The organism is Microcoleus sp. B3-D2 (assembly GCF_036705345.1).
In the GTDB taxonomy this organism is placed as follows: Bacteria; Cyanobacteriota; Cyanobacteriia; order Cyanobacteriales; family Microcoleaceae; genus Microcoleus.
The window spans coordinates 60,600-75,535 of record NZ_JAUBUG010000031.1; the positions used below are offsets into that span (position 1 = coordinate 60,600).

13 protein-coding genes are annotated in these 14,936 nt (G+C 43.9%); 7 read left to right on the forward strand and 6 right to left on the reverse strand.

The genetic code is table 11. The annotated features are described in order from the left end of the window. Window positions 1–11: 11 nt before the first annotated feature. Window positions 12–1,697, reverse strand: coding sequence for an adenylate/guanylate cyclase domain-containing protein (locus QUB14_RS13885; RefSeq protein ID WP_333217515.1), 1,686 nt, complete (start codon window positions 1,695–1,697; stop codon window positions 12–14). 62 nt (window positions 1,698–1,759) lie between these two features. Further along, entirely contained in the window at window positions 1,760–3,148 is a 1,389-nt protein-coding gene (locus QUB14_RS13890) for an aminopeptidase P family protein (RefSeq protein WP_333217516.1), read from the reverse strand. A 397-nt stretch (window positions 3,149–3,545) separates the two neighbouring features. On the opposite strand from QUB14_RS13890, the gene QUB14_RS13895 reads away from it, so the two are divergent. After that, window positions 3,546–3,989, forward strand: a complete 444-nt coding sequence (locus tag QUB14_RS13895) for a DUF4332 domain-containing protein (RefSeq protein ID WP_190735149.1) — start codon at window positions 3,546–3,548, stop codon at window positions 3,987–3,989. Between the two features lie 18 nt (window positions 3,990–4,007). After that, window positions 4,008–4,442 (forward strand): Spx/MgsR family RNA polymerase-binding regulatory protein, encoded by a 435-nt coding sequence (locus QUB14_RS13900; RefSeq protein WP_333217517.1) that lies wholly within the window; start codon window positions 4,008–4,010, stop codon window positions 4,440–4,442. A gap of 2 nt (window positions 4,443–4,444) precedes the next feature. Here the strand turns inward: QUB14_RS13900 and QUB14_RS13905 are convergent, their stop codons facing one another. The 4 genes from QUB14_RS13905 to QUB14_RS13920 form a co-directional block, all read right to left on the reverse strand. Next, window positions 4,445–4,873, reverse strand: a complete 429-nt coding sequence (locus QUB14_RS13905; RefSeq protein ID WP_333217518.1) for a GNAT family N-acetyltransferase — start codon at window positions 4,871–4,873, stop codon at window positions 4,445–4,447. Continuing rightward, a complete protein-coding gene (locus QUB14_RS13910; protein WP_333217519.1) occupies window positions 4,863–6,473 on the reverse strand; it encodes a cyclic peptide export ABC transporter in 1,611 nt (536 codons plus the stop codon). Before QUB14_RS13910 ends, QUB14_RS13905 begins: the two co-directional genes overlap by 11 nt. A gap of 140 nt (window positions 6,474–6,613) precedes the next feature. Next, window positions 6,614–7,675 carry a Uma2 family endonuclease gene (locus QUB14_RS13915; RefSeq protein WP_333217520.1) on the reverse strand — a complete coding sequence of 354 codons (1,062 nt, stop codon included), beginning with the start codon at window positions 7,673–7,675 and terminating at the stop codon, window positions 6,614–6,616. A 266-nt stretch (window positions 7,676–7,941) separates the two neighbouring features. Further along, a complete protein-coding gene (locus QUB14_RS13920) occupies window positions 7,942–9,513 on the reverse strand; it encodes an NAD(P)H-quinone oxidoreductase subunit N (protein WP_333217527.1) in 1,572 nt (523 codons plus the stop codon). 265 nt (window positions 9,514–9,778) lie between these two features. On the opposite strand from QUB14_RS13920, the gene QUB14_RS13925 reads away from it, so the two are divergent. Genes QUB14_RS13925 through QUB14_RS13945 form a run of 5 tightly spaced genes read left to right on the forward strand, consistent with a single transcriptional unit; the run spans window position 9,779 to window position 14,638 of the window. Further along, on the forward strand, window positions 9,779–9,994 hold the full coding sequence (locus QUB14_RS13925; protein WP_333217521.1) for a hypothetical protein: 216 nt from the start codon (window positions 9,779–9,781) through the stop codon (window positions 9,992–9,994). A 35-nt stretch (window positions 9,995–10,029) separates the two neighbouring features. Next, window positions 10,030–11,022, forward strand: a complete 993-nt coding sequence (locus tag QUB14_RS13930) for an ABC transporter substrate-binding protein (protein WP_333217522.1) — start codon at window positions 10,030–10,032, stop codon at window positions 11,020–11,022. Next, window positions 11,019–12,011, forward strand: coding sequence for an ABC transporter substrate-binding protein (locus QUB14_RS13935; RefSeq protein ID WP_333217523.1), 993 nt, complete (start codon window positions 11,019–11,021; stop codon window positions 12,009–12,011). Before QUB14_RS13930 ends, QUB14_RS13935 begins: the two co-directional genes overlap by 4 nt. After that, window positions 12,008–14,101, forward strand: coding sequence for a SpoIIE family protein phosphatase (locus tag QUB14_RS13940; RefSeq protein ID WP_333217524.1), 2,094 nt, complete (start codon window positions 12,008–12,010; stop codon window positions 14,099–14,101). The genes QUB14_RS13935 and QUB14_RS13940 overlap by 4 nt, the downstream gene beginning before the upstream one ends. A 24-nt stretch (window positions 14,102–14,125) precedes the next feature. After that, window positions 14,126–14,638, forward strand: a complete 513-nt coding sequence (locus QUB14_RS13945) for a helix-turn-helix domain-containing protein (RefSeq protein ID WP_333217525.1) — start codon at window positions 14,126–14,128, stop codon at window positions 14,636–14,638. Window positions 14,639–14,936: the final 298 nt, after the last annotated feature.

Below are 14,936 nucleotides of genomic sequence, written 5' to 3' on the forward strand. Positions count from 1 at the left end.
AAGTCTTAGTTTTATTTACTCTCAGATTTTGAGATCGCTTGCTGTTTTTTTCCTACCAGCAAATAAGTTTGCATTTCCCCTTTACCTTTAATCTCGATCTCGCCACGATCTTCAAATTCATATTTATCATGCAGCAACTTATGAGTATAGTGGCTGACTTGAATGCGACCTGCTATGCCGTGAGATTCCATACGGCTGGCTGTATTCACGGCATTTCCCCACAAATCGTAAATAAATTTTTTAGTCCCGATTACCCCTGCTACCACCGGGCCGCTATTAATCCCGATGCGGAGGTCAAAGTTGGCGTCTAGCTTCACATTTAATTCCTTAATTGCTGCTAGCATATCCAGCGCCATTTCGGCGACCGCCTCTGCGTGGTCTGGACGTTCAATGGGAATACCGGCTGCTACCATGTAAGCATCCCCGATCGTCTTGATTTTTTCTAAGCCGTGCTTCTCACTCAGTTGGTCAAAAGCTGAGAAAATTTCATTCAGCAAGTACACTAATTTAGTGGCGGACATGGTAGTAGAAATTTTGGTAAAATTCACCAAGTCAGCAAAAAGAATTGTTGCTTTTTCAAACTTGTCTGCAATTACCCCCGGTTGGTGCTTCAACCGATCGACGATCGGTTCGGGCAAAATATTTAGCAGTAAACGTTCAGTTTTTTTCTGTTCTTTCCTGAGTGCAGATTCCATCTGCCTGCGTTTAGTTATATTATGAAAAAACACAGAAATGCCGTCGTGAGAAGGAAAAACCCTGACTTCCAGCCACACTCTTAAGGGAGAATAATATTTTTCAAAAGCCACTCCAATTTGTTTGGCTACCGCTTCATGATACTCTTTATAAAAATCAGAATTCACGAATTCGGGAAACTCTTCCCAAAAATTTTTACCATAAAGTTCTTCCTGCGAGCGCTTCAAAAATTGCGCTCCTTTGTAATTGACGTAAGTAAATCGCCACTGGGTGTCGAAAGCAAAAAAAGCATCGCTCATTCCTTCTAAAAAATTGACAATTTGCTCGTCTGTAGAACGGAGTTTGGCTTCTACTTGTTTGTTCTTGATCTGTGCGCGCTTTAATTTAGTCAGATTTATTCGCAACTCCATGTGGTTGATAATTTGCCGTCCTAAAGTCCGCAGCGCTTCTAGCTGTTGTGGGGTGAGATTACGAGGAACTGTATCTATCGCGCACAAAGTGCCTATAGGGAAACCGTCAGCAGTTACTAGCGGGGCTCCAGCATAAAATCGAATATTTGGATCGGAAGTTACTAACGGATTGCCGGCAAAGCGATCGTCTTCTAGAGCATTCGGTACAACTAGCAATTCGTTGGGATTTAAAATAGCGTGGGCGCAAAAAGCTAACTCTCTCGGAGTTTCTGGCGCTTCCAGACCGACTTTTGACTTAAACCACTGTCTGTTAGAATCTATTAAGCTTACTAAAGCAATAGGAGTGCCGCAAATATAGGATGCTAAAGCTGTTAGGTCATCAAAAGCTGCTTCGGCCTCTGTATCTAGAATGTCGTAGCGGTGAAGTGCTTCTAGCCTCTCTTCTTCGTTGCTGGGCAAAGGCGCAGCCTGCATCGGCGGCGGGGATACAGGTTTGCGAACAATGCGCGCAAGTCTCAGTGCTGCGAATTTTTGGACTTGCGTCGCCAGCCTTTCAACTAGCATCAAAAGACCTATTTGCCAAGCTTTATTCATATTTTTTTATCTTTTCTCACACTTGATGGAACTGCAGGCGATCGATCTAATTCGATCAATACTTATGCACTTACCGCAACTAACTCCTCAATCTCCAGAGCTTTTGTTGGCAATTTCGCTGTCAATACTTCTGTGCCCCCTTCGCGGACAAGTATATCATCTTCAATCCTGATTCCCCGCACGTCTGCGAATTTTTCCAACTCGTCCCACTTAACAAAATTTTTATATTTGGCACGATTTTCAGAGTTATTCAAAATTGCCGGAACTTGATAAAATCCAGGTTCGATCGATACCAGCATTCCCGGACGCAAAACTCGATTCAACCGCAAAAATCCCAACCCAAACCGACGGCTTCTCGTTCTTCCTTCTTCATAGCCAGCCAAATCTCCTAAATCTTCCATATCGTGAACATCCAAACCGATTAAATGTCCGATTCCGTGCACAAAAAATAGCGCGTGAGCATCCATTTCTACCAAATCTTCAACATTGCCCCGCAAGATACCTAAATCAACCAACCCTTCCGCCATAATTCGAGCAGCTAACAGATGAATGTCTTGATATTCCACACCCTGACTAACTTTATCAATACAAGCATCGTGCGCTGCCAAAACTACATCATAAATCGCTCTTTGAGTCGGAGAAAACTTGCCACAAACCGGCCAAGTGCGAGTCACATCCGCCGCCCATCCCGTTGATGTTTCTGCACCGACATCTGCTAACAGCAAATCTCCTGTTTGTAGGGAATTGTGATAATGTTCGCTGTGCAAAACTTCTCCATGTACTGTAACGATACTGGGATAGGCATAGGTCATATTTTTGGAGATGATGACACTTTCCATTGCAGCGCGCACCCCTGCTTCAATTTGAGCATTTCGAGTTGCCGCCATCCCCGCTTTGTGAGCTTCTACAGTGACAGCCGCAGCTTGACGCAATTCGGCCAAACTGCCTGCATCGTGGCTCAGGCGCAGAGATACGATCGCCTGAGTTAATTCTAGGTCGATTCCGGTTGGCGAGTTGGGCCGTGCAAGAGGGCGATCCAGAATTTGAGACTGTTGCAACTGAGTCCAAGAATCCTGAACGGCGATCGTTGCTGCATTTGTCGCTCGGGCTTTCAATTCGGCCATTGGAAAAGCAGCATCAGCCCCAATTAGTTCGGCAATTTCTGCTCTTTTCGGCATTTCTCCGTGCCAAAGCGTGCTGCTAGCAGGTGCCTCATCTAAGAACAGTTCTAATTTGCCCGATTCTAAGCGAATGGCAGCATTTTCTAAGGGCAAACCAGCAAAATATAGAAAGTGACTGCTGGCGCGAAAAGGAAAAGTCAGAGCCGGATAATTGCGAGGAATGCTGCGGCCCGACCAGAGAATTACCGGAAAATTAATTAAACTGGCCAGTTTTTGCCGCCGTTGCTGTAAAGTATTAGTTAACAAATCATAACCTTCTGTAATTTTCATGGGTAAAAACTGATAAGTTTGAGTTTGGTTTGCAGTCAGCGGGAAGTTTTTGCATTCTCGGCATTAAAGCACTAAAATTCAGACTGCCAAATTGGCAGACATTTTTGAGAAAACTCTCATATTTATCTGATTTTTTGCTAGCATTTATAGGCTGTCTTTTTTATAGTCTTTGTCGTCATCGCCGGGATGATTTGGTTAAGCAGTAAGCCTGAGCCACAGACAGGAAAAACAGGCTGAAAGTGCTACTTTGCAAGCAATTAGCAGAAATGTCACAACACCTGCAATTAATCAAATTCCTCGATCGGGTTTTTGTTGATTGGGTGACGTGATCGATCGCCTATAATTGACGGTTCGATCTTTTAGAGTTTAAATTATAAGTAAAATTAACTGAAAAAACATGAAAATTTCTCATAAAGCTCCTCAAACTTCTGTGCAAGTACGCGATTGGCCGATCGCAGACTTACCGGGATTGAGCAAGGAAAACCAATCTCAACTAGAAGAGTGCAGCATCACCACAACCGGACAACTAATTCGCATGACGAAAACGCAGGCGGCGAAAGTGTTGCTAGCCAATCAATTACAGATTAACATTCAATATGTTAATAAATGGGTAGCGATGGCAAATTTGGCTCGAATTCCGAGTGTAGGGTGTCAGTATTGCGGGCTGTTACTTCACGCGGGCGTTGCTTCGCCGGCTCAATTAGCTCAAATGCCCGTGGAGAGATTGCACCAACAAGTCTTACGGCTGCACGTAGCGACAATGCAGCGCAATGACTTGACTCCTTCAGTCGATCGCGTGCAAAAATGGGTTCAACAAGCTAGATTAGTCAGTAGTCATTAGTCAGTTGGCAGTTGTCAGTTGTTAGTTGTTATTAGCTTTCCAGTCAACAGTCAACAGTCAACAGTCAACAGTCAACAGTCAACACGCATTATTATGTCAATTCAAGTTTACGGAATCCCGAACTGCGGCACCTGCAAAAAAGCTTTCCAGTGGCTCAAAGATAGCGATGTTAATTACGAGTTCATTAACACCAAAGAACAGCCACCGGCTCGCGAAACAATTCAAAGCTGGGTAGCTGCTTTGGGCTTTCAACCCATGCGAAATACTTCCGGTCAATCTTACCGCGCTTTGGGCGATGACAAGAAAAATTGGACGAGCGAACAGTGGGTGGAGGCTTTTGCAAAGGATGCGATGCTGCTGAAACGTCCTCTTTTCGTTAAAGATGGAACGGCTGTTTTAGTAGGCTTCAAAGAAGACGCAATTAGAGAAAAATTGGGGCTTTCAAAGGGCTGAGTTCAGCCTGTTGTGCGTCGCAAAAACTTAAGTTCGCCCACATCATCTGAGAAACCCCAACGCTCGTAAAATGGCATCATGTTCGGTAAACAATTAAGATAAAAATGCTCGACAGCTTGCAGTTCGGGATGATTTAAAACTGCATCCATCAACTTCGCACCCAGTCCCATCTTTCTGTGTGTCGGCTTGATAATGACATCAAAAATCATGGCTCTGTATACGAAATCGGTGATGACGCGGGTAATGCCAATTAGTCGATCGCTCTCATCGATCACACCAATGATAACATCAGTCGCCGCCAGCATTTTCACAACGTCCTGCCGCGTCCGCTTGTCGCTCCAAAACTCGTTTTTGTACAAATCCATCAAGTCGGAAACCTGGCTTTCGGTCAAAGTTTCGACCATTCGGTAGTTATCCATTTTATCGGTCATACTCTACTTTACCGTAATCTAGTTTAATTGCGCGATCGGCTAAATCAAAATAGCGATCGTCGTGACTAATCACAAACACCGTTTTCCCCCGCCGCTTCAACTCCGGTAGCAACTGCTTGTAAAAAATATCCCGGAAAAACGGGTCTTGATCCGAAGCCCATTCATCAAACAAATAAATCGGTCTATCTTCCAAATACGCCGTCAGCAAAGCCAGCCGCTTTCGCTGTCCCTGAGACAAAGCCGTAGTTGACAAAACCCCATCTTTGACCTGAACTTTATTCGCCAGATGAAACTCCCGCAAATATTCAGCCGCCTGCTTGTCCAAATCGCGATTAGTCATCCCTAAAAGCCTTTCAAACAGATAGAAATCCGAAAAAATCGCAGAAAAATGCTGCCTGTACCACTCTCGATTTTCATCAGTAATTGGCTGGCCATCTAGGAGAATTTTTCCCGATTCAGGAATGTACAAACCAGTGATTAACTTAGCTAAAGTAGACTTCCCGCTCCCATTGCCGCCAATTATAAACACCAATTGACCCGGATGAAACTTCAAATTCAGCTCGCCCAAACTAAAATTGCTGTCTTCTTTTTCTCCCGGATAGCTGTGAATTATTCCCTTTAACTCCAGCGTCTTCCACTCAGCAGTTTGAAACGGTTTAACCGTTGAATTTATCTCAGCTTGACTCGCCAAAGCCAATCCCATTCTCTCTATCTTCTCCACAGAAGTATTAGCACGAAAAATCGCCGGCAACCTTTGCAAAATATTCTGAAACGGAGACATTAAATAGGTACTTGTCAGAATGTAAGCTGACAAAACAGGTGTAGAAACTGGCACAAATTTCGGCAAAGCAAACAGCAGCAAACCCATCAGCATAAAAAACAGCAACTGACCGACTCCAATCGCAACTGCACCAGTATTCAAAGCAGTCACGTTATAATCGCGGGAAGCATCAGCACTCACCTGCAATTGTTCCGTAAAAAACTCTTGGCGGCGCAAGGAATGCAGTTTAAGTTCTTTAATTCCATCAGTAATACTGCGAAAATGCTTAAACAATATATCTTGTTCTTCTCTGGCTAAATCGAAGAATTTCCGCATTTTACTGAGCAACAACTGCACCGTGCCAATCATCAGCACCAGAAAACCAAATACAACAACAAAAACTGTACCCGAAATCGTGCTTAAATAAGTTAAGCAGCCGACAACAACGGCGATATCAACACAAAGAAAAGGAATCAAAAATATAGTATTAGAAAGCGTTCCCACATCATCTGTGAGAGTTGCCAGCAAGCGGTTAGCGCCCAACTCTTCCAAATTCCGCAAAGGAGTAGACAAAATGCCACGGCTCAAACTCAGCCGCAGATTGTAAACAGCTTCTTGAGACAGGTAGATTAACAAAAATTGGGATACAAAGCCACTCAAAAGAGCCAAGATTGCTAATCCCGCAAAATACCAGACTAAATTACCATTGGAATTGTCGCTGATTGCACGGTTAATTAGGGAAATTAACATAGCGCTGCAACCGCCGCTGATTAAGCCTGTGAGTATGGCAATGGAAACATTTAACCAAGAAGCTTTTAACAGTAACCAAATTACATTCATCTAATTTTACTCTTAATTTAAATTTGGAAACTCACGTGCAAACCAACGAAATCCCCGACTTCTTGGTAACAATCTCGATTACTACTGAATAAATTTGATTCAGCAGTCGAGTCTCTTGATATTCGCATCCCCCAATAGCATTAATTTTCTTCTTGTACTTCCGTTTCCTGGGTTTCAAATACTACTTTTGCATAAATCTCGCTCATCGACATTTGCACTCCCAAGGAAGCAAAAGAAACTGTTGCTGTCTCTCCCTCATATTCCCGAAACAACCATTCATTTGATTCTGTTTTAATATATTGTGCGACTAAAAACTCAGATTGATTGACTAACACATATTCACGGAATTCAGGGATAAATCGATAAAGCCGAAACTTATCCTCCCGATCGAAATTTTTGGTAGACTTAGAAAGCACTTCCACGATGAGCATCGGATTGAGGATCTCATCACTGCGTCCCTCGGTAAAAACTGGCTCCCCTTCAATCACCATCAGATCCGGGTAAGTTCCTCGTCGGTACCGAGGAATCCACAACCGCAAACCGCTGATAAATACTTTTGCATTCTTCCCCCGCAAAGCAGTATGCAAACCAGCACAGATATTGCCTTTAATCTGGCTGCGATTAATGGTGCTGCCTGCAATTGGTACAATTTCTCCATCGCGGTATTCATTTATAAACTCAGCAGTTTCCTCTAACTTTCGATACTCATCTGGAGTATAAAACTTGTTGGGCTGATTTTTTACTAGCATTTTTGCCTCATGCAGCACCGAAAAATTCACCGAATTAGCAATAAAACAAACATGATGTGCGTTGTCGTGCAAACTGCGGGCTTTTTCCAAATCGTCACCAGCTTCGATTGTTACCAGCGGATGCAAAATTACCTCGGTAAACCTAATCTTTCCATTCTTTTGTGCCATCTTGCCCATCGCTGCATCCGAGTAAGAGACTACCCGAATTCCAGCACGACCGCACAAAGCAAGATAGCTTAACATATGACAAGCTGACAGTGCCATCAACAACAAATCTTCGGGATTGTACAGAGAAGCATCGCCCCGAAAAGTCGGGTCTGCCGAACCCACAAATGGCGGCTTACCCTCAATATTTATGGCATACTCACGAGAATAAGCGTCGTAAGATGAAGTAGAACCTTGACTGGCACCCGTCCAAACAGTGTTGATGCGGTATACGTGTTCTTTAGTCATTCTCAATTACCCACTTTTATCTGCGTTAATCAGCGTGAATCTGCGCTTAAAAATCATAATTAACAGTATCAGGAGTTACGCAAGTGTCATAATTAGTAAGGTGCGTCAGAGCGTAAACTCTTGATTACCCGTTGATAATGAAAGTCTGACGCACCCTACAACTCGATAGTCCCCAGTTGGCCTTAGTCCTAAGTATATCACAACAAAAAAGAAACGCCCAACTTCAAAGAGTCAGGCGTTTTCCACTATTTCAAAACCAGGAATAATTAATCCCTGCGAGACACCAAATTCGATTCAATTTTCGCACCCACAACAGGTTGCACATGACTCAATGCCGACTGCAACATGGGAGTTTTGGTAATAGCATCATTAGCCAGATTAAACAAAGGGTTCGACAAAATTCCCGCCAATGTTGTCGCAACCAAAGTGAGTACAACGCTGACTTGCAAAGGCCGCATTCCCTGAAGGTTCCAGCGAATTTCGGGATAATTTTTTACCGCGTCTGACATTTCTTGAGGTTCTTTTACTACCATCATCTTGACAACACGGATGTAGTAGTAAATCGAAACTACGCTGGTAATTAATCCCAGAATAACTAAGCCGTAAAGTCCTGCTTGCCAGCCAGCCCAGAACAGATAGATTTTGCCAAAAAATCCAGCTAGGGGCGGAATTCCACCGAGAGAAAGCAGGCAAATACTTAAGGCTAAAGTTAACAGTGGGTCTTTTTGGTACAAACCCGAGTATTCGCTAATTTGGTCGGTTCCAGTCCGCAGCGAGAACAGGATGATGCAGGCGAAAGCACCCAAGTTCATAAACAGGTAAACCAACAGATAAAATATCATGCTGGAGTAACCGGCTTCTGTTCCTGCAATCAAACCCAGCATTACAAAACCGGCTTGGGCGATCGACGAATAAGCCAAAAGCCGCTTCATGCTAGTCTGGGCGAGGGCAACCACATTTCCCAACACCATGCTGAGAATGGCTAAGGCCGTGAACACGAACTGCCACTGTTCGATAAGTGCGGGGAAAGCAGTTGTTAACAAGCGGATTGCTAGGGCAAAACCTGCTGCTTTGGAACCGACAGAAAGAAAGGCAACAACGGGTGTAGGAGAACCTTCGTAAACGTCAGGAGTCCATTGGTGGAAGGGAACCGCAGAGATTTTGAAGGCGATTCCGGCGATCGCAAAAACCAAAGCAATCACCAAACCGAGAGATTGACCTTCATTCACCGTAGAAAGGTTAGCCGCGATCGCACTCAGCTTAGTTTCGCCGCCAGACAAGCCGTACAGCAGCGACAGCCCGTAGAGAAACACCGCCGAAGAAGACGACCCAATTAACAAATATTTCAAAGCAGCTTCATTGGAACGCGGGTCGCGTTTTGTGTAACCCGTCAGCAAATAAGACGAGATACTCAGAGTTTCCAACGAAATAAAAATCATCACCAATTCATCAGCGCCGCTGAGGAACATTCCCCCCAAAGTAGCGGTTAGCAAAATGCCGATAAATTCCGCTAAAGCAGTACCCGTTTGCAGTACATAGCGGACGGATATCAAAATAGTGACAGCCGTACTCAAAGCGATAATTCCGCGAAACACTAAACTCAAGGCATCGCTGTTAAAACCGCCCAGAAACGAGATGGTATCCGTGTTATCCCACTGCAAACACAAGGCAGCGACGGCGGCCAACAAACCCGCAACGGCAACGTAGGGAGTCCAACCCGAGGAACTGCGGCCTACGATTAAATCGCCGACGAGAACCACCAAGAGGGTGAGGATGACAATTCCCTCTGGCAAGATAGTTCCAGCATTTAGCTGGGCAGCAAGAGTAGCAAAATCCATATTTTCAGGCAGGTTGGGTAGTACAAGCCGCAAAGGCTGTAATGGGCTGTGAACTTGTAAAAATTCTTTACCAAACACAGATTGTAGCGGATTACAGCTTCGCGATCCCAATTGGGCGGGTGTTTGTTGCCGGAGAGTGGATACTCGGTAGCGGTTTTGCATACATTGGCGGGCATTGTAGAGATTGCCGACTGATGCCACCTGGGACGAGAGTCGCGATCGACCATAACTGGCACAATGTAGAAAGTTAAACCAGTAATTCGGCATGACTGACTCGCTAAGTGCCGAAAAACGGCAGATTCTCAATGACTTCAACAACCGCCCCGATTACGAGAATGAATTTCACAAACTGGCTGCAACTCGGTTAGTAGAATTGGCAAAAGTGCGATCGGGCAAGCTTGTTCTAGATATCGCCACCGGAACAGTTTTAGCGGTGATTGCGGAGGATGCACTTAGGTCGATCGGACTCAAGAAAATATGAGTCGCCTTTTCTACACCAGGAATGCTCTAGATAGTATGTCTAAACTACTCAATTACATCTGTATATTTATTATTATCGGCTGCCTGGTGTTTGCTTGTCATTCCCCGGAATCCCTAAAAGTAAAACGCCCTCCCCTGAAAGTATCTTGTGTACCTTTTGTTGGCTATACACCTCTCATCATTGCTCAAGAGAAAGGATTTTTCAAAGCGCAAGGGATAGACGTGGAACTCAGCTATGTAGACTACTCACAATTGCAAGACGCGGATTTCAGTGCAGGGAAGTATGATGGGATCGGATTGACTTTGGGCGATTTTATAATCTTGAGTACCACAACTCCTGATATGCAAGCTGTGATGGTTGTGGATGAATCGACAGGTGCGGATGTGGTAGTCGCGCAATCAGAGATTAAAACAATCCCTAACTTGAAAGGAAAAAAGCTTGGTACACATCTAGGCAGCTTTAGCGAAGTTTTCGTTACTGAGATGTTGAAAACATCTAAGCTGACGAGCGATGAGGTTAGGCTGGTTAAAGTCGAGGCTTTAGAAGTTCCCCAGCGCTTACAAAACAATGCTATCCAAGCAGGACACACTTGGGAACCGTATCTTTCTGAAGCATTAAAATTAGGGGGGCATATCCTGTTTACAAGCAAGCAAACCCCAGGCTTAATTTTAGATTTGGTCGCGTTTCGGGGTGAGGTGATACGCGATCGCCCCGAAGATATTCGCGCCTTTGTGCGAGGCTGGCTTCAAGGCTTGTCATATTGGGAAGCAAATATTCCCGAAGGAAACGAGATCCTGAGCAAAGCGTTGAATATTCCCATCAAGACAATCTCTTTCGAGGGAATAGACCTTACTGACTTTGCCGAAAATCAAAAGTTCTTTCAATCAGACAGTCCTAATTATATCTTCAAAACCGCCAAAAAATATGCGGACTTTTTTATTCGCGCTGGCAATGTGACGCGCCTTCCCAATTTAGAAACCTTGTTCAATTCTTCTTTCTTAGCCCCCCCTCCTAATCTGAAACCATGAAGCGATCCTTTTTCAACAGCATCTTTATTATTATTACCTGCTGGCTGCTGTTTGCTTGTCATTCTACGGAATCTCTAAAAGTTAAACGTCCTCCCCTGAAAGTAAGTTTTATCTCTTTTGTTGGCCATAGACCTGGCATCATTGCTCAAGAGAAAGGATTCTTCAAAGCGCAAGGGATAGACGTGGAACTGAGCTATGTAGACTACTTACAATTGCAACAAGCAGATTTCAGTGCAGGGAAGTATGATGGGATCGGATTAACGTTGGGAGATTTTATGATCTTGAGTGCCACAAATCCTGATATCCAAGCTGTGATGGTTGTGGATGAATCGACAGGTGCAGATGTGGTAGTCGCGCAATCGGACATTCAAACAATCCCTAGCTTGAAAGGAAAAAAGCTGGGTGCAAATCTAGGCGGCTTTAGCGAAGTCTTCGTTACTGAGATGTTGAAAATCTCTAAGCTGACGAGCGATGATGTTAGGCTGGTTAAAGTTGATGGTTTAGAAGTTCCCCAGCGCTTACAAAACAATGCTATCCAAGCAGGGCACACTTGGGAACCGCATCTTTCTGAAGCATTAAAATTAGGGGCAAAAATTTTGTTTACAAGCAAACAAACCCCAGGCTTAATTTTGGATTTGATCGCGTTTCGGGGTGAGGCGATACGCGATCGCCCCGAAGATATTCGCGCCTTTGTGCGAGGCTGGTTTCAAGCCTTGTCATATTGGGAAGCAAATATTCCCGAAGGAAACGCGCTCGTTAGCAAAGCGTTAAATATTCCCAGCAATACAATCTCTTTCGAGGGAATAGACCTCACTGACTTTGCAGAAAATCAAAAGTTCTTTAAATCAGACAGTCCTAATTATATCTACAAAACCGCCAAGAAATATGCGGACTTTTTTATTCGCGCTGGCAATGTGACGCGCCTTCCCAATCTAGAAACTTTGTTCAATTCTTCTTTCTTAACCCCCCCTCCTAGTCTGAAACCATGAAGCGATCCTTTTTCAACAGCATTCGTACAAAGTTAATCGTGTCTTTTCTGCTCGTTGCTCTAATTCCGTTGCTGTTGTTAGCATTTATCAACAAGCAGACAACTCAAAAGGCATTGACCGACAACGCACGACAAGCCCTATATGCACAGGCTAACCAAACCGCTAACAGAATAGATGGGTTTATCGATGCGAATCTCAATGCCGTGCGCGTAGAAGCGATTTTACCAGGTTTGGCTGCCTATCTGGGCCTACCTCCAGAACGGCGAGATGATAGTCCCGAAGAGATGTTAGCGACTGAAACCTTAACCAGGCTCAGTCGCAAAGATATGCTTAATATTATCTCCTATGCCTTGCTCAACTTAAAGGGACGGAATGTACTCGATACAAATACACCGGATGTTGGACGAGATGAATCCGGTCAAGATTACTTCCAAGAACCGCTCAAAACTCAACTATCTTTTGTTTCTAGTATTAGGCAATCGCCGACAATTCCCAACCTCGTTACGCTTATTTTTAGCAGTCCTGTTCGCGATGCGAAGGGAAATATATTGGGTGTATTGCGGGTGACATACAATGCCACATCTGTGCAGCAGTTGGTGACTCGGGAAACTGAACACGCAGGTGCAAAATCCTTAGCAGTTCTTTTAGATGAGCACTATATCCATCTGGCACATAGCACTACACCTGAACTCCTTTTCAAATCAATTGTTCCTTTGTCACCCAATGTTGTAGCGAAACTGCAACGCGAAGGGCGTTTGCCTAAGAGTATAACAAAAGAACTTGCAATCAATTTGCCCGACCTCAAGCAAGCATTAGACACTAAGCAGCCTTATCTAACCACACGATTGGCAGCTACGGGTAATAATGAGTTGAGTCTCTTAGCGATCGCCCGCCTGAAATATAAACCTTGGTCAGTTCTTTTCGCACAGCCCATTGCCGTTGCCCTAGCACCTGTAGAAAAACAAATACGTGATGCACTTATTTTATTAGCAATCATCGCCACAATTGTAACTATCATCGCTTTGGCGATCGCACAACTATTAACAAAGCCTCTGATTTACCTCACCCAAGCGGTTGCCCAGTTTACGGCAGGTAAGTTAGACATCCGTGTGAAGATGCGATCGCAAGACGAAATCGGTCTGCTGGCACGATCCTTCAACAGCATGGCGAGGCAAATCCAAGAATCCTTTGAAACCCTCGAAGACAAAGTTAAAGAACGAACAGCAGAACTCGCTAATGCTAATCAGGAAATCATTGCCCTCAACGAAAAACTCAAAGTAGACAACCTCCGCTTAGGTGCAGAATTGAATGTCGCGCGTCACATCCAGCAAATGATTTTGCCTAACCCTGAGGAACTGGAAATTGACGGACTAGATATCGCCGGATACATGGAACCCGCTGATGAAGTAGGAGGTGACTACTACGACGTGCTACAGATCGATGGTGTTGTCACACTGGCGATCGGTGATGTCACCGGACACGGCCTCGAAAGCGGCATTCTGATGCTGATGGCGCAAACCTCAGTTCGCACCCTGCAAGAGATTCGTGAACTAGACCCCGTTCGATTCCTGGATGTACTAAACCGTACCCTTTACAAAAACGTAAAGCGCATGAATTCTGAGAAAAGTCTGACGCTGGCGATTTTGAGCTACTCCCAGGGACTCATTAGCATCAGCGGTCAGCATGAAGAAACGCTAGTTGTGCGAAAAAATGGAGATGTTGAGCGCATCGACACGATGGAGTTAGGCTTCCCGATCGCGTTAGATGATGATATCGCAGACTTCATCAGTCACATCCTGATTGAGCTAGAACCTGGAGATGGCGTGGTGCTTTATACTGATGGCATTCCAGAAGCCTATAACATCCGCAAAAAGCAGTATGGACTTAAGCAATTGTGTCAAGTAATTAGTCAAAATTGGCACAAGTCTGCAGCAGGAGTTAAGGATGCGGTGATTCTAGATGTGCGGCAACATATCGGTAAGCAGAAAGTGTTTGATGATATTACGTTGCTAGTCTTTAAGCTGCAGGCGGACGTTACTGAAAAGGTAAATTTAGTTAATAATATCTCTTCCCAAGAAATGCTACAATGAAGAACAAAGTTTGAGTAATACTTTATGAAAGTAAACTACCAAGAAAGAATTGATTTAACAGCAGACGAGTTAAAAATAATTCTGTCCCAGCAGCGAACTCTACCTAATAAACAAAAAATTCAGGCACTTTATTGGTTAAAAACTGGAGCTAGTCAAAGCCTTACAGATGTAGCTGAACGTCTAGGTGTACATAGAATTACTGTACATAGATGGTTAACACAATATACTGCTGGCGGTATGCCAGAACTATTAAAAATACGGCAAGCAACTGGTAGACCCCGAGTAATTCCCTCAGCGGTAATAGCCGGACTCTCAGAAAAATTAAGTGAAGAGTCCTGTGATTTTAAGACTTATAAAGAAATTGGTCAATGGGTAGAAGAGAACTATCAAATATCAGTCAAATATCAAACATTACACAAGCAAGTACACTATCGCATGAAAGCCAACTTAAAGGAAGCAAAGCCTGTGATTAACGAAAAAGCTCAGGAGGCAGGCATCGACTTTAAAAAATCAAAAAAATTGCTCAAGAACGATTAAAAGGAACAAGGTAACAGCTTTTAAAGTAAAATTTATAGGTAAAGTAAAAGGGAACTTCAAAACTTATTATTTAGAGAGCTATAGCAATACTAAATCATGTGTGAATTTCTTACTCCCTCCCCTTGATAAGGGAAGAGTTGGGGTGAGGTAAAAAAAATTCGACTGATTTAGTATTGCTATATTAGCTTTAATCTATCTTACGTTTTTTGAGGTGGAGCTACTTAGGGCTTGCTGAATAAGTTAAGAAAAATCACGATAGCAATTGAGGAATGATTCAAGTTCAGCGACACATAATTTT

What these genes read in the sequence shown, in the direction of transcription:
- QUB14_RS13935 (WP_333217523.1), top strand. Translation starts at nt 11,019, where the DNA reads ATGAAGCGATCCTTTTTCAACAGCATCTTTATTATTATTACCTGCTGG.
- QUB14_RS13930 (WP_333217522.1), top strand. Translation starts at nt 10,030, where the DNA reads ATGTCTAAACTACTCAATTACATCTGTATATTTATTATTATCGGCTGC.
- QUB14_RS13920 (WP_333217527.1), bottom strand. Translation starts at nt 9,513, where the DNA reads ATGGATTTTGCTACTCTTGCTGCCCAGCTAAATGCTGGAACTATCTTG.
- QUB14_RS13940 (WP_333217524.1), top strand. Translation starts at nt 12,008, where the DNA reads ATGAAGCGATCCTTTTTCAACAGCATTCGTACAAAGTTAATCGTGTCT.
- QUB14_RS13915 (WP_333217520.1), bottom strand. Translation starts at nt 7,675, where the DNA reads ATGACTAAAGAACACGTATACCGCATCAACACTGTTTGGACGGGTGCC.
- QUB14_RS13925 (WP_333217521.1), top strand. Translation starts at nt 9,779, where the DNA reads ATGACTGACTCGCTAAGTGCCGAAAAACGGCAGATTCTCAATGACTTC.
- QUB14_RS13895 (WP_190735149.1), top strand. Translation starts at nt 3,546, where the DNA reads ATGAAAATTTCTCATAAAGCTCCTCAAACTTCTGTGCAAGTACGCGAT.
- QUB14_RS13910 (WP_333217519.1), bottom strand. Translation starts at nt 6,473, where the DNA reads ATGAATGTAATTTGGTTACTGTTAAAAGCTTCTTGGTTAAATGTTTCC.
- QUB14_RS13945 (WP_333217525.1), top strand. Translation starts at nt 14,126, where the DNA reads ATGAAAGTAAACTACCAAGAAAGAATTGATTTAACAGCAGACGAGTTA.
- QUB14_RS13905 (WP_333217518.1), bottom strand. Translation starts at nt 4,873, where the DNA reads ATGACCGATAAAATGGATAACTACCGAATGGTCGAAACTTTGACCGAA.
- QUB14_RS13890 (WP_333217516.1), bottom strand. Translation starts at nt 3,148, where the DNA reads ATGAAAATTACAGAAGGTTATGATTTGTTAACTAATACTTTACAGCAA.
- QUB14_RS13885 (WP_333217515.1), bottom strand. Translation starts at nt 1,697, where the DNA reads ATGAATAAAGCTTGGCAAATAGGTCTTTTGATGCTAGTTGAAAGGCTG.